Source organism: Synergistaceae bacterium (genome assembly GCA_017450125.1).
In the GTDB taxonomy this organism is placed as follows: domain Bacteria; phylum Synergistota; class Synergistia; order Synergistales; family Aminobacteriaceae; genus JAFUXM01.
This window is the reverse complement of sequence record JAFSWZ010000010.1, coordinates 161,919-176,011: the sequence shown is the minus strand read 5'-3', so window position 1 is coordinate 176,011 and position 14,093 is coordinate 161,919. Positions and strand designations below refer to the sequence as shown.

Sequence of the window (14,093 nt, the reverse complement as noted above, 5' to 3'; positions counted from 1 at the left end):
AGCATGTGCATTTTGACGGGAGGCCTACATGGAGCGCGGGCTTCTTCCTGTCTGCGTCGGGGGATGTCCTAGAGAGGCATTTTGCAAAGTCCCTAAAGTATCGGTGCAAAGGCCGGTACTTTTTTTGTGTGCTAATATACTCCGCGAAAGGCGGTGTTCTTGGTTTCAATGATTCTTAGGATTGGCAGGTACGTTAATTATTCAGAGAAGGAGGATATATCGTGAGAGTTACAGAAGGCAAGCTGACCGGCACAGGGCTGAACATCGCCGTAATTGCCTCGCGTTCCGGCGAACCCGTCGCCTCAAAGCTCCTTGACGGCGCAAGAGATTCCCTTATGCGTCATGATGTCTCCGGCAGCTCAATAGACATCTTCCGCGTTCCCGGAGTCTTCGAGCTTCCGTTAGTCGCTAAGGAGCTGGCGTTGACCGGCAAGTACGACGCAATCATCGCGTTGGGCGCGGTAATTCCGTGCGACGACATCTTGGCCGCAGAGGTCGCGAGGGGTCTGGCGGGCGTGAGCCTCGAACAGAGAGTACCCGTAGCTTTCGGAGTACTGGTTACGGAAACGCTCGAGCAGGCACTCGCGCAGGCGTACAATAAAGGCGCAGGCTGTGCAGTTACAGCAATAGAGACGGCGAACCTTTTACGGAACATCTGCCGCCAAAACACTACAGAGGAGAGGACACTTAATGCTTGACATCAAATACATTCTAGCCAACACAGACGAATATGCCGCAATGCTCAGGGCTCGTCATCACGACTTTGACCTAAGCATCCTTGCAGGGCTCGACGCACGCAGGCGCAAGATCATCGGCGAGACCGAAGACCTAAAAGCTCGCCGCAACGAAGGTTCCAAGCGCATAGGCCAGGCCAAGAACAACCCTGAACTTGACGTTGAAGCCCTGAAGGCGGAAATCAAGGCGATGGGCGCGAAAATCAGCGAGCTTGACGCGGAACTTGCGCAGGTTGAGGAGGAGCTCACCGGCTACCTTATGACCCTGCCCAACACCTTAAGCCCGACGACTCCAATCGGCAACGACGAGAATGATAACCCCGTCGTACGCACATGGGGAGAGCCCAAGAAGTTCACGTTCGAGCCCAAACCTCACTGGGATGTAGCGGAAGCACTTGGCATCATGGACTTCGAGAAGGGAGTCATGTTAGCGCAGAGCAGGTTCACGGTTCTTCAGGGAATGGGCGCAAGGATGGAGAGGGCATTAGTGAACTTCATGCTTGACCTCCACACGAAGAAGCACGGGTACTTAGAGGTTGAGCCCCCCTTCATGGTGCGTTCGGCAATCCTCGAAGGAACAGGACAGCTCCCGAAGTTCGCGGAAGACCTGTACCGTCTGCAGAACGATGACCTGTGGCTCATTCCGACGGCAGAAGTCCCCCTCACGAACCTTAACCGCGAGAGCATCCTCGAGGAGAGAGACCTCCCCAAGTACTACACGGCCTACACACCGTGCTTCAGGAGAGAGGCTGGAAGCGCAGGAAGGGATGTCAGGGGATTGATGAGACAGCATCAGTTCGACAAGGTAGAGATGGTGAAGGTCTGCACGCCGGAAACCAGCTACGACGAACTCGAGAAGCTCACCGCCGACGCAGAAGATGTCCTGAAAATCTTAGAGCTCCCCTATCACGTCGTGAACCTCTGCTCCGGCGATATAGGCTTCGGCTCATGCAAGACCTACGACCTCGAGGTCTGGCTTCCCTCGCAGAACAAGTACCGCGAGATCAGCTCATGCTCCAACTGCGGGGACTTCCAGGCGCGGAGAATGGGACTGCGTTACCGCCCCGCAGACGGAGGACGGCCGCGTTTCGCGCACACCCTCAACGGTTCGGGAATAGCGGTCGGCAGGACGTTAATCGCGATCATCGAGAACTACCAGAACGAAGACGGGAGCATAACCGTTCCGACTGCTCTCGTGCCTTACATGGATGGCCTTGCTGCAATCACTGCCCGCTAAGCTGCCGCTGATAACCGGCTGTGTCTTGATGTCGGCGTTCTGCATCGGGGTTCAGCGTTTCATCAAGAGACTGCTTGCGCCCCGACAGTACGGCTACTTCAGGGATATAGTTCTGGCTGGTTCGTGGCTTGTACTGTCGCTGTGGTTCGGGAGCGCGGAGGCAAGAATAGTTGTCTGCGGGTCAATGCTCGCATGTTTCGCGGGGCTTGCCGAATACGTTTACGACGACACGCGCTGGCGGCTGCTCTATCCAGTAATAGGGGCGTTGTGCGCGTACTTCGGGCCTGCGGTGCACTTCATACGTTTTCCCGACAACGAATACATCTACCTGTCGCCGATGTTCTCATTCATCGCAGGTACAGCATGGTTTACGTTTTTCCCGTTCATATTCAGGTATCTTGACGAGATTCCCGGACTTGTCGGGCACGTCTTGGCCGTAACTTTCGTGCTGATGCTCTCTGCGTGTGTCGTAACGAGAGCAGGAGACTTCTTCATGGCATGGGCGGGGTTAATGATGGTCGCGGGTTTCTGGTCGCGTTTCGGGAACATGTACCGTCAGGCCGGAAGCGCAATGTCCTCAATGTGGGGCGTTCTTGTTGCGGGGACGGCGATAATCGGACGGAGCAAGGGCATCGTGCTGAGTACTGTGCTGTTCCTGTCGCTGGGACTGTTCGCTATTCCTGCGCTGGAGATATTCTTCTCGTTCGTGCGGAGCATTCTCATCGACAACCCGCCGGAAAAATATTCAGGCGGAAGAATCTACCGGCACATGCTGGACGGCGGAGTCGAGCACCCTGAAGCAGTGCAGAGCGTCGCAGGACTTTGCGCGATAACCAGCATTGCTACGGCGTGGGAACTCTGGGGCATCGCGTTGGTGCTTGCTGTCGTGCTCCTGCTGTTCCGTCCCTCCAAGAAGAAGATGATCCCTCACCCGTCCTTGTGGGGAATAACGTTCGACAACGTTTCGATGAATTATGCTGTGTCGAAGGCGCGCGGCCTCATCCTCAACCCCGAGAGCAATTCCGCGAACCTCATCGTAACCCTCAACGCCATAGGCATGGAGACAGTCATAGATGACCCTGAATTTGCGGAAATCGTTAAGGACTCGGCGATGGTTCTTGCGGACGGTTCGGGCTTGTGCTTGGGCATGAAGATTCTCGGTACGCCGGTTCAGGAACGTGTTGCGGGAATAGATTTCGCCGAGCAGCTTTGCAGGACAGCCAGCGCGGAGAAGTGGCCCGTGTTCTTCTTGGGGGCTGCGGGGGACACGGCGAGGACTTGCGCAGAAGCAATGTCGGCCAAGTTCCCGGGACTGATTGTCGCGGGGGCAAGAGATGGGTACTTCGACGTGAAAGATACGCGTATACCCGACGCGATTGCACGGACGGGCGCGAAGATTCTTCTCGTCGCGATGGGACAGCCCAGACAGGAGAAGTGGGCTGCTCTTCACCGTGAACGTTTGGGCTCGATGCTGTGCGTTGGTGTCGGCGGAGCGTTCGACGTGTTCTCTGGCAAGCTGGAACGTGCTCCGCTGTGGGTGCAGAAGATAGGCTTTGAGTGGCTGTACAGGATGCTTCAGGAGCCGTCGAGGTGGCGGAAGAACCTGCGGCTGATTACGTTCATGCTCAGGATTTTTGCGACGAAGCTCGGCATTCACAAACGGTAAACAAATAACCCCTCCTTCATCGGGAGGGGCTTTTCTTTCAGCGTTTTACGGCAATTGCGGGCTTGTAGGTTACTCCTTTCCGAAGCCACACACTGACGGTTACCTTGCGGTTCTCGGGAACGGCCGCTATCTCTTCTCCGTCCTCGTCCGCGAACTCCGCGATTGTGTCATCCTCCGACGGCTCGGAGCTGCCAGCGAGATACACTAACTCTTCTCCGGGCTGTGCATCGTCGCTCAGGGTTACAGCGAAGTCGTACATTCCAGGCACGTCAGCCGACACTTCCGGCAGGACAGCAACAACAGCGAGGACATCCGCAGTACTTCCTGCCGTTCCTGTGTCCGTGATGGTGGGTGCTTCATGTATAACCAGCTTCATGGTCTTCTTTACGCTCTTGGCATAGTTCGCGGCCGTGATTTTCACGCTGAACCTCCCGTTCTCTCTGGGAACTCCCAAAATCTGCCCGTCCGCAGTTATGCCCAGTCCAGCAGGGAGATTCACCGCGCTCCATGTTATGTCGGGCGTGCCTTCTGCATAGAGTGCCGTGCTGTACTCCGAACCGGCAGTGCCTTCGGGGAGAGCGGTTGTCGTAATCTTCGGGGCAACGGCTTTTATCGTCAGCAGAAAGTCTTTATGCACAGTACTAGACCATCCGTTGTCGGCAGTCAGCGTTATCGTGCGTTTTGTGCAGACTTCGAGCGGAGTACCCTCGATAGTGCCCGTCTCGGAGTTCAGGTACAGTCCTTCAGGCAGATTCTCAGCAGTCAGCGTTATCGGGCCTGAGCCCTTAGTCTTGATTGCTGCTTTGTAGGGTTTCCCGTAAGTCCCGGTCTTGAGGCTCTTTGTCGTGAACGAAGGAGTTACTGCATCAACGTCAAGCGTGAAGGTTTTTGTGGCTTTACCGACGGGGTTCAGCAGGGTAAAGGTCAGAGTGTACGTTCCGCACGCGTCGATAGTTTTCGGCTTGCCTGTGATTTTGGCGTTCTTCGGGTTGAACTTCATTCCTTCCGGCAGACTGCCTTCAAGGGACAGCACTAGCGGAGATGTTCCCCTTTTCTTGATTACTGCGTTATAAGTCTTGCCCACAGTAGCATTCTTGAGGGTGTCTGTGATAATCTGCGGAAGTTCATAGACGGTTATGCTGAGAGTTTTCTTGTCTGAACCGTTTGCGTTCGAGACCGTTACAGTGAATCGCTTCTTGCCCTTCTTTGTGGAAATGCCGCTGATGAGTCCTTCAGTGCTCATTACGAGACCGTCAGGAAGGTTGCCTTTGACCTTCCACGTCATTGGTGAAGCTCCTGAAGCTGAGAGCTGGCAGGAGTACTGCGAGCCTACTGTTGCGCTGTCGAGTGCGTCTGTCCTGATTAACGGAATCTCTCCGCTGTCTGAATCACTTCCTCCGCCGCCTGACGACGCAACAGAAGGGTACACAAATACAGTAAGGTGAGAGTTGGAGGGACGGTAATAGATGTGGTCGAGCGTGTTTGTCGTCTTGGGGAAGAGCAGGACATATCCGCTCGAAGAGGTGTTAAGCGAACTAATGGAATATTTGTTGTAATAGATGGCAGAATAGGTGCTGTAGTACATGTAAACATCGTCATAGTAATTGGGAGTGCCGAGAATGTCGCTGATGCGGTATGCTTCCATGAAGTCCGTCAGCTTGAACTCGTAAGAGCCGTTCACCATGCCTATATTGAAGCCGCAGTACAGATACTTCAAGACGATGTTCTTGCTCAGGTCAACACCGGCCAGATAGTTCCCCGAGCAGTACAGCGTGGTCAAGTTTATGCACATGCCAACGTTCAGCGAGGTCAAACGGTTGCTTGTGCAGTTCAGCGTCGTCAAGGCCGTGTTCCTGCTCAAGTCAAGGGCTGTCAGCTGGTTGTAACTGCAATCGAGCTGCGTCAAGGCCGTGAAGTACTCTATCCCCTTCAGGCTGGTTATAGAGCTGTTCACCACTATGATATTTCTTACCTGCCTTATCTCGTCGTCGTCAAGCACGTTGTTATTGTTGTCGTCAAAGTTCTTGACGTACTGCCTGAAGTTCGCATCGGGGAAGTTCGCCGCGTTGATGGTTACGCTCCCCCAAGCTGTCCCGCACATCGCCAGCAACATTACCGCCAGCACAATCAACCTGAATCTTCTCATGTTCTGCCTCCTGTAAAAGCACAAAAATTTACCCCGCCGTCCGCACATGGCAGACAGCAGGGCATTTATCCTCTCTGTTCAGTTCGTATACTTGGAATGTTAAGGCAAAATTACGGGTTCGTGGTTCGTGGCTCGTATTATACCCGCCTTACGCATTCTTGTACACCTTCTTTTGCTGTATTTATCACCATAAGTATCGGCCAATTATAGCATCACCTGAACAGCATCAGAACCAGAGCAAGCAGGCTCATAACAATTGATGCTCCCGACATCATCATCAACACCTTCAGCGTCTTCGTTACCTGCCCGAACTGCCCTTCACGTTCCTCGTTGAGCCTCCCCAGCATCTCCGCCCCGTACCTGCTGAGCTCCGCCGAAACATTCCCGCTGACCTCGTGCACCAATGCTTTGCCGCTCTGCTCGTGCAACGCCGAAATCTCCCGCGAAAAGTCCTCCAGCTCCTGGCTCTGCGATTTTGCGTTTGCCCTCACGAATCCTTCAAGGCCCGGCAATGACTGGGTGATGAGCTTCTCGAGCTGTGCTTCATTGTACGAGTACGCAGGAGCCTGCGGAACTTCTGAGGCTGTCTGTTCCATCCGTCCGGCGTAGGCTTCCGCAAAACTCTTCAGGCCGTGAATTACCTCCTCAAGCTGCGACGATATGCCATCCAGCTTCTTCATGACTTCCCGAACGCCGGAGTCATCGTTCTTCTGCTGCGGAACTGTCAGGCTCGTCGGCAATTTCTCCGTCGTCCGCTTCAAGGCCGCAATGTCCTCAAGGACGCTGCTGATTGACTGCATGATTATGCTCCGCCCCGCCCTGTTCTCCTCAATGTCCGCGCGTATGACCTTCTCGAGCTGTGCCTTCATGTCCTGCGAGGCTCTGTTTGTGCGCTCGATTACGCCGGACAGGTCAGGGGCAGGAACTGCGGCGGCGAGGGATTTCGTGAGGCTGGGGAGTATTACGGCGGCAAGTTCGGACACAAGCCGTGCGGTAGTCGGGTCTAAATCTTCGGGCATGGTAAAATTCTCAGCTCCAGTTACAATTTGTGATGAAGCTAGTATAGCATTGTAGGAGGTACAAAGAGTTTTGAGGGTAATACGAATCGGTACGCGCGGAAGCATTCTTGCTGTTGCGCAGGCCGAAATAGTTGCTGAGACCGTCAGACGCACTTGGCCTGACATAATGACGGAGCTCGTGAAGATCACGACATCAGGGGACAAGAACATGACTCCTTTCAGTTCTGACCCGTCGGGCATCAAGGGAATGTTCACGCTTGAGCTTGGACGTGCGCTGATGAATCACGAGATAGATTTTGCCGTCCACAGCCTCAAGGACTTACCGGCGAACATCAGCCCGGGACTTCCGGTCGTCGCTTATTCCCGCAGAGGAGACCCGAAAGACGCGCTCGTCGGCAGTGCTGGCGTTATCGGCTCATCCTCACTTCGGAGGAGGCTTCAGCTTGCGAGGCTGTTCCCCAAGAGCAGGATTGTTCCTGTGCGCGGAAACATCACCACGAGGCTACGTCGGCTCGATGAAGGGGAATACAGTGGGTTAGCGTTGTCCGTTGCGGGACTCGAACGTCTCGGTGAAGCAAGAAGAATCGCCCGTGTGTTCAGCGTTGATGAGGTTATGCCCGCGCCGGGACAGGGAATATTGGCGTGTCAGGGCAGAGCAGGAGAGGACTACAGCTATCTTGACTGCGTGAACGACGACGACGCAAGGGACTGCGCGCTTGCTGAACGTTCCTTCTCGCGGGCAATCGGCGGGGGCTGTAATGTACCGTTAGGCGCGTACGCAGAGGCTGACGGCGGCACTCTGACGGTGAAGGGCTTGTACGTTGACGGCGGAAGATTCCGCAAGGGCATGGTTTCGGGCTCACGAAGGGACGCAGAGAGTCTCGGCGAACGTCTTGCAGAAGAGGTGATGTCATGATATGGCTTGTAGGTGCAGGGCCGGGAGACGCAGGGCTTCTCACCCTCAGAGGCCGTGAAGTTCTCGGACGGGCTGACGTTGTGATTTACGACCATCTTGTCGGAGAAGGAATACTCGCGATGATTCCCGAAAGCGCAGAACGAATCGACGCGGCCAAGTACGTAGGCAATCACACGCTCCCTCAGCGCGAGATAGAAGCTCTGATGATTGCGCGGGCACGTGAAGGGAAGAACGTCGTTCGCCTCAAGGGAGGAGACCCGTACGTTTTCGGCAGGGGCGGCGAGGAGGCGGAAGCAATAATCTGTGCGGGCTTGGCCTTCGAGGTAGTGCCGGGAGTGAGTTCGGCCCTGGCTGTTCCGGCTTGCGCGGGCATTCCGGCAACACACAGGGACTACTGCTCTGGTGTCAGCATCTTCACCGCACACGATAAAGACAACCTCCTGCCCGACTTCACCGACACAACGCAAATCTTTCTGATGGGGGTCGGCAACGCTGGGGCACTGCAAGAACGTCTATTGATGACGCTTCCTCCTGACACACCCTGCGCAGTAATTCAGGACGGCACAACCTCACGGCAGCACGTAGTCAGGACGGCTCTCAGCGGACTAGTGCGCACCATCCACGAGAACAGTATCACTCCTCCTGCGGTAATCGTCGTAGGCAGGACTGCCTCACTTAATCTCAACTGGCGGGCAAATCTCCCCCTCAACGGCAGGAGAATCCTCATCACACGCCCGGCGGGAAGAGCAGACAAACTCTCCTCAACGCTCCGGGACTTGGGGGCAGAAGTGATTCACCTTCCGACGATCGAGACGCACACTCTTCACGGCTCTCTTGAGGGAGTAGAGTTAGACGGTTACGACTGGGCAGGTTTCACGAGCGTTACGGGGGTCAATACACTCTTCGGGCTTCTGGCAGAGACCAGGCGGGACATCCGCGAGCTTGGGGGTGCGAAGATTGCGGCTATCGGCCCGGCAACTGCTGGGGCACTGCGTGAGCACGGGCTGAAGGTGAGTTACGTTCCAGAAGTCTATGACGGCGGACACTTGGCCGGAGGACTGGCTGAACTCGGAGGAAGCGTGCTGATGTTCCGTGCCCTCGAAGGCTCGCCGGAGATCGCAGACACTTTCACGAAATACGGAATCCGCAATCAACAGGTTTGTATTTACCGCACCGATTATGTAAAATTGTTTCACGTTCCAGATTTCACAGACACAATAATATTTACATCGGCTTCAACAGTCAGAGGCTTTTGCTGTAGTGTCAGCACAATGCGTGATGTCAAGGCAGTGTGTATCGGCTATCAGACGGCAGAAGAGGCGTTGAGGCAGGGTTTTGCTTGCACGGTGATTGCTGAACAGGCAACAGTTGATGCGCTTGCTGATGCTGTGCTGTCCTGTTCGTGATACATTCTTATCAATGGAGGTATAGTTATGCGCAAAGTTTTACTGGCACTCTTAGTTGTGGCACTGCTTGCGTCTCTTGCGTTTGCTGACGAAGCGGCAAAGTTCGAGAGCAAGATTCTCGACGTAGCACTCGAGAAACCTCAGGTAATGCTCTATGAGGACATCCCGTTCAACTCCGGCAAAGAGCGCGGAAGCCAGATGTTCACCCTTATGATGGACATTCTCCAGCCCGACAGCAAAGAGCCTCTGCCGTTAATCGTGTTCATCACGGGCGGCGGGTTCATGATGGCTCCGAAGAACAACTGGATTCAGCAGAGGATGAGGCTTGCGGAGTCAGGCTACGTCGTCGCAAGCATTGAGTACCGTCATGCTCCGCTGTCGAAATTCCCGCTTCCCATTGAGGACTGCAAGCTGGCCATCAGGTGGCTTCGTGCACACGCGAACCAGTACAACATTGACCCCGCGAGAGTCGGAGTTCTGGGCAACAGTGCGGGCGGTTACCTTTCGGCGTTCATGGGCGTGCTGAACGACAACAGGGAGTTCGACAAGGGAGATTTTCTCGACCAGTCGAGCAACATTCTGTGCGCGGCGGACATATTCGGGATCTCCGAGCTCATGAGCATCGGCGACGATTACCCTGAGGAACAGCGCAAGCTCCACGACTCGCCCGGCATCACTGAGGCTCTGTGGGTTAAGGGGGTTCCCGGCTTCAGCGGCCCTGACGGCGGCGTAAAGGACTTCCCTGAAGAGTCGAAGAAGGCAAGCCCGCTGTACTACGTGAGCGAGAAGACAGTACCGATGCTGTTCATGCACGGCGACAAGGACGTATCAGTTTCACCGAGCCAGACGGACAAGATGTTCCAGGCACTGAGGGCGCAGGGCATCGAGGCAGAGAGGTATGTAGTTCCCGGAGCACCGCACGGAGGGGCGTACTGGATGCAGGAGCCGGTGCTGAAGATTATGGTGGACTTCTTCGACAAGTACATGAAGAAGTAGCAACAGGAAGAGAAAAACAATCCCCTTGAGGCTTAAGGCTTCAGGGGGAATTTTTTTGCGTGTCTGCGTGAGGGCAAGAAAAAGAAGCCGTTATGGCTTCCTGCGTAATCCTCAAAGGAAGGTTCGGTAACTGATGGGGGCTGACGGCTGTGTGTACGCACAAGAGTTTCAATTCCTCTAAGGAAGGTTCGGTAACCAGCTGCTCATCATCCCCATGAAAGGGATGAAGTTTCAATTCCTCTAAGGAAGGTTCGGTAACTTTCAAGTTTCCTTCGGGATTGGAGAAATGGAAGAGTTTCAATTCCTCTAAGGAAGGTTCGGTAACACACTGACGGTAGCTATATGTACGACAAGGATGGTTTCAATTCCTCTAAGGAAGGTTCGGTAACGAATTCATCGTAAACTGGGAATACAGCGAAGCGAGTGTTTCAATTCCTCTAAGGAAGGTTCGGTAACGGGCTGAGTGATTTTATAGCCAGTGCTCTACAGTTTCAATTCCTCTAAGGAAGGTTCGGTAACTCTTCACACACCGCCCCGTTACTATGTTCGTGATTTTAGCACTCTTGCACGAATTACGCAATCTCTTCATCGCCAAATCCATAAACCAGCACCATTCCCGCAAACCTCTTCCGGCACACCGTGAGTCGCTCTCGAGAAAAACTCAATTCTTCGCTCAGCAGTTCTGCGCATTGGTCAATACGTAGTCCCCAAACACCACCTAAACCCTCACCACTTCAACACCGTAAATTTGACTTTTGAGGAGTCGACCTCCTCACGCACTCCTTATCTCGCGAATCAGCTTCTCCATCAGCGCAATAATTCCCGCATCGTTTATCCCCTCAGCCTGCCGGAACATAGCATATAGCCGGTCTTTCTGCCGCCGCGTCAGCTTGTCTTCGAGGCTGATTACCCCCGCACGAAGTTCGCGGAGACGCGATGATGTGTCGGCCTTCTGCGTCTGCCTGCCCCCCTTCTGCTGCTCACGCGCCCTGAATGCCGCCCCCTCAGCAATGACGTTCCCCCTGTACTCGGGGAGAAAGCCCAGAACCTCAGCGAGAGTCCTCATCACGCACGGAATCTTGACGCTCCCGCCAGTAACTATGACGGTGTCAGGGCTGTGAACCTTCGCCATGCGGTGCAGGATTCTTGCCGTCCTCTTCACGGGGAAGTGAATCAGCCTCTCGAGTTCCTCGCGCAGTATTCTCACCTCGTGCCACGTCGTGCCTTCTCGTTCGGAGAGTTCGTGCTTTATCCGCCGGGCTTCGCTCACGTCAACAGCCTCAACCCTGAAGCGTTCGGCCAAGTATTCCGCGAACCGGCGGTCGAACTCATTGCCGGAAACGTCGTCAACAGCATCACTCTCGATGAGTGCTCCGTCCGCCAGCATGAACATCCTGCAGCCCGACGCGCCCAAGTCGTACACGAGAGCCTTGCCCTTCACCACGAGGCACAGTGCCTCAGACGCGGTTATCGTCTCTACGTCGTTGAAGCCTGACGCACCGGCACTTACCCTTCTTCCGCCGTGAAGAGCAACGACGCACGAGAACACCGGCTCGTCGAAGAACGCTTCCGCCTCCTCGCGAAGAGCGTTCATGTCGAAGCCCGGAAGCCGCGCGATTATCCGTGTGCTTAGGCTGTCGGAATAAGCCAGCTTCGACTCGTAACTTCCTGCGTCAATCCCTGCGCACACATTCAAGCTGTCCATCTCTCTCACCTTTCACAATTGCTCTCACTATCTCGTTGTCCCTGCCCTCACACAATGCCTCGACGTAGTGCCGCGTGTGCCCTTTGCCGCCCGTCTCGATGAGGATTTCCGCGTCTTGACCGATGAACTGCCTCACGTAATCAGCGTAGAGCTCACGTCCGAGCGAGATTGCCCGAGCAGTCCTGGCTGTCTTCACATCATGAGAGACTTTGCCCTGCAGTCCGGCCGCAATCGTGCCCTGCCTCTCGGAGTACGGGAACACGTGAACCCTCCCGAACTTGGCCGCCCGCATAACGTTAAGCGTGTTCGTGAAGGCTTCCTCACTTTCGCCGGGAAATCCGACAAGAATATCACTAGAGATGTGGAGGTCAGAGCCGAGAACTTTTCTTGCGTGTTCACACACCCTCACGAAATCACCCGAAGTGTAGCCGCGACGCATCGCCGAAAGCACTTCGTCATCACCGCTCTGCAAGGGCAGGTGAAGGTGAGGGCAGAAGGCCTTGCAGTCTCCCAGCGCGTCAAGAAGTTCGCCAGTCAGGCAGAAGGGTTCGAGCGAGCCCAAGCGCAGACGTTCAAGCCCGCCAATCGCTGAGACTTCACGGATTAATGCGGCTAGCGATGTGCCGTTGTCTTGGCCGAAGATTCCGAGATGTATGCCGGTGAACACAACTTCCTTACAGCCGTTGTCGATGAGCCTGCGAATCTCATCAAGTATGCTGGGGAGCGGTCGGCTTACGGGTCTGCCTCTGAGGTAGGGGATTATGCAGTATGTGCAGAAGTGGTTGCACCCGTCCTGAATCTTCATGAATGCCCGCGAGTGCAGAAGAGGCGCGTCTACCGCGAGTTCCTCCCACTCCGAATTATCCTGCTTCCGTGCGTCGGTGAAGCTCCGGCCTTCCTTGAGCATGTTCATCACGATAGAGGGGAGAGAGCTTTTGCCCCTGCTTCCTGCGAGAATGTCTATCCCGAGCTCGCGTGCAGTGTCCTCGTCGAGTGCCTGAGACCAGCACCCGCACACAGCAAGCACGCCCTCAGAGCCGAGCACTCTGCGTACACGGCGGACTAACTGTCGGCACTTGCGGTCTGCTTCCTGCGTTACGGAACACGTTACGATTACGGCGGCGGCCAAGTCTCCGCTGAGGTCTTCGGTGATTGCCGCTCCGAGCGAGGACAGTGCTCCGGCGATGTATTCCCCCTCACAGAGGCTGGATCTGCACCCGAAAACGTGAACATACACGCGACACATGCCCGCACAACGACGCATGCCCGTGTCCAATAAACGACACATGCCCGTGTCGTTTATCCCCATGCCTTTACCGCCCGACATCCCCACCAGTCCCCGAAACGTGCTTCACGCTCGATTATCAGCCCAGAAGAGTTCAGCACGGGAATGAATGTGTAGCTCTCTATGTGCGTCATTCCCGAAAAAATCGCAAATCCCTTCGGCTTCAGCACCCTCTTCACGTCAGGAAGCATCGTGAGGTTCGGGTTCAGCAGGATGTTCGCTGTAAGGATGTTCACCTGCCCCGTAAATCCTTTCAGCAGGTCGCCTTCCGAGAGCTCGCAGACCTTCGGGTTGATGCCGTTAAGGTTCATGTTGCGGCGTGCCTCGCTCAGCGTGTTGGGGTCAATGTCCCGCGCTATGGCTTTGCCCGCCCCGAGCTTCAACGCCGTGATGAAGAGTATTCCCGTCCCAGTACCTATGTCTAGGATCGTGTCGTCCTTCCGAACTATCTCCTCCATAAGTTCGAGGGCTATTCTCGTGCTCTCGTGATAACCCGTCCCGAACGCGCTAGCCGGAAAAATGTATATCGGCATCCTGCCTTCAGGTATCTCCTCCTCCTCGTGCCACGGGGCCATCACGATTAAGCCTTTGCCCACAGGAAGCGGCGGAAATGCGTCGTAATGCTGTGTGTCCCACGCCTGATTCTCGATCTTGCTGCATCGTGAAATCTCTATGCCGCTGAATGCAGGCTTGCTCAGGTAAAAGTCCAGCGAGTAGATTACGTCGTCAATCTCACGCGAGGCCTCGTAGTCCGTCCTCAGGTAGAGCCTGTCGTTGCCGAAAAAGTCCGGCTCGGTAAAAATCTCTGAGCCTATTGAGTCCGTCAATGCTGCTATTGTGCTGAGGCGTTCTTCCTTCTCGTCCCTGTCCGCGCGCGAAACCGGCACGCTGAGTTCCACTGTCCACCAGCAGCCGTTGTTATTGTTCATGCTAATTCCTCTGTGATATAAATTTGGACTGAGTGATTATATTACAAGGAGCGG

The 14,093-nt window shown here is 55.1% G+C and carries 11 protein-coding genes and 1 CRISPR repeat array; of the genes, 6 read left to right on the top strand and 5 right to left on the bottom strand.

Annotation, left to right across the window (positions count from 1 at the left end):
• Positions 1 to 221 precede the first annotated feature (221 nt).
• From ribH to IJT02_01685, 3 genes are read left to right on the top strand one after another with little or no spacing between them, the layout of a single operon-like run.
• Entirely contained in the window at positions 222 to 698 is a 477-nt protein-coding gene (gene ribH / locus IJT02_01695) for a 6,7-dimethyl-8-ribityllumazine synthase (protein MBQ7543638.1), read from the top strand.
• The gene (gene serS, locus IJT02_01690) at positions 691 to 1,971 is read left to right on the top strand and encodes a serine--tRNA ligase (protein MBQ7543637.1); all 1,281 of its coding nucleotides are present in this window, start codon (positions 691 to 693) and stop codon (positions 1,969 to 1,971) included. The genes ribH and serS overlap by 8 nt, the downstream gene beginning before the upstream one ends.
• Positions 1,943 to 3,637 carry a WecB/TagA/CpsF family glycosyltransferase gene (locus IJT02_01685; protein ID MBQ7543636.1) on the top strand — a complete coding sequence of 565 codons (1,695 nt, stop codon included), beginning with the start codon at positions 1,943 to 1,945 and terminating at the stop codon, positions 3,635 to 3,637. The genes serS and IJT02_01685 overlap by 29 nt, the downstream gene beginning before the upstream one ends.
• A gap of 37 nt (positions 3,638 to 3,674) precedes the next feature.
• On the opposite strand, the gene IJT02_01680 is transcribed toward IJT02_01685, so the two are convergent.
• Positions 3,675 to 5,783, bottom strand: a complete 2,109-nt coding sequence (locus IJT02_01680; GenBank protein ID MBQ7543635.1) for a putative Ig domain-containing protein — start codon at positions 5,781 to 5,783, stop codon at positions 3,675 to 3,677.
• A gap of 212 nt (positions 5,784 to 5,995) precedes the next feature.
• On the bottom strand, positions 5,996 to 6,802 hold the full coding sequence (locus IJT02_01675; protein MBQ7543634.1) for a hypothetical protein: 807 nt from the start codon (positions 6,800 to 6,802) through the stop codon (positions 5,996 to 5,998).
• A 70-nt stretch (positions 6,803 to 6,872) separates the two neighbouring features.
• Between IJT02_01675 and hemC the strand changes: the two genes are divergently transcribed.
• From hemC to IJT02_01660, 3 genes are read left to right on the top strand one after another with little or no spacing between them, the layout of a single operon-like run.
• Entirely contained in the window at positions 6,873 to 7,718 is an 846-nt protein-coding gene (gene hemC / locus IJT02_01670; GenBank protein MBQ7543633.1) for a hydroxymethylbilane synthase, read from the top strand.
• Complete coding sequence (cobA, locus tag IJT02_01665) at positions 7,715 to 9,124, top strand: uroporphyrinogen-III C-methyltransferase (protein ID MBQ7543632.1); 1,410 nt, start codon at positions 7,715 to 7,717, stop codon at positions 9,122 to 9,124. Before hemC ends, cobA begins: the two co-directional genes overlap by 4 nt.
• A 27-nt stretch (positions 9,125 to 9,151) precedes the next feature.
• Complete coding sequence (locus IJT02_01660; GenBank protein MBQ7543631.1) at positions 9,152 to 10,120, top strand: alpha/beta hydrolase; 969 nt, start codon at positions 9,152 to 9,154, stop codon at positions 10,118 to 10,120.
• A 100-nt stretch (positions 10,121 to 10,220) separates the two neighbouring features.
• A CRISPR array of direct repeats spans positions 10,221 to 10,639; the repeat unit is 31 nt; unit sequence GTTTCAATTCCTCTAAGGAAGGTTCGGTAAC.
• 253 nt (positions 10,640 to 10,892) lie between these two features.
• Here IJT02_01660 and IJT02_01655 read toward each other — a convergent pair.
• The 3 genes from IJT02_01655 to IJT02_01645 are packed head-to-tail and all read right to left on the bottom strand — an operon-like array spanning position 10,893 to position 14,039.
• Positions 10,893 to 11,834 (bottom strand): hypothetical protein, encoded by a 942-nt coding sequence (locus IJT02_01655; protein ID MBQ7543630.1) that lies wholly within the window; start codon positions 11,832 to 11,834, stop codon positions 10,893 to 10,895.
• Positions 11,794 to 13,071 carry a MiaB/RimO family radical SAM methylthiotransferase gene (locus IJT02_01650; protein ID MBQ7543629.1) on the bottom strand — a complete coding sequence of 426 codons (1,278 nt, stop codon included), beginning with the start codon at positions 13,069 to 13,071 and terminating at the stop codon, positions 11,794 to 11,796. Before IJT02_01650 ends, IJT02_01655 begins: the two co-directional genes overlap by 41 nt.
• A gap of 53 nt (positions 13,072 to 13,124) precedes the next feature.
• Complete coding sequence (locus IJT02_01645) at positions 13,125 to 14,039, bottom strand: 50S ribosomal protein L11 methyltransferase (GenBank protein ID MBQ7543628.1); 915 nt, start codon at positions 14,037 to 14,039, stop codon at positions 13,125 to 13,127.
• Positions 14,040 to 14,093: the final 54 nt, after the last annotated feature.

Excerpts from the sequence above, each read along its gene's own strand:
- serS (MBQ7543637.1), top strand. The coding sequence starts at position 691 with ATGCTTGACATCAAATACATTCTAGCCAACACAGACGAATATGCCGCA.
- IJT02_01685 (MBQ7543636.1), top strand. The coding sequence starts at position 1,943 with ATGGCCTTGCTGCAATCACTGCCCGCTAAGCTGCCGCTGATAACCGGC.
- IJT02_01680 (MBQ7543635.1), bottom strand. The coding sequence starts at position 5,783 with ATGAGAAGATTCAGGTTGATTGTGCTGGCGGTAATGTTGCTGGCGATG.
- IJT02_01675 (MBQ7543634.1), bottom strand. The coding sequence starts at position 6,802 with ATGCCCGAAGATTTAGACCCGACTACCGCACGGCTTGTGTCCGAACTT.
- cobA (MBQ7543632.1), top strand. The coding sequence starts at position 7,715 with ATGATATGGCTTGTAGGTGCAGGGCCGGGAGACGCAGGGCTTCTCACC.
- IJT02_01660 (MBQ7543631.1), top strand. The coding sequence starts at position 9,152 with ATGCGCAAAGTTTTACTGGCACTCTTAGTTGTGGCACTGCTTGCGTCT.
- IJT02_01650 (MBQ7543629.1), bottom strand. The coding sequence starts at position 13,071 with ATGTGTCGCGTGTATGTTCACGTTTTCGGGTGCAGATCCAGCCTCTGT.
- IJT02_01645 (MBQ7543628.1), bottom strand. The coding sequence starts at position 14,039 with ATGAACAATAACAACGGCTGCTGGTGGACAGTGGAACTCAGCGTGCCG.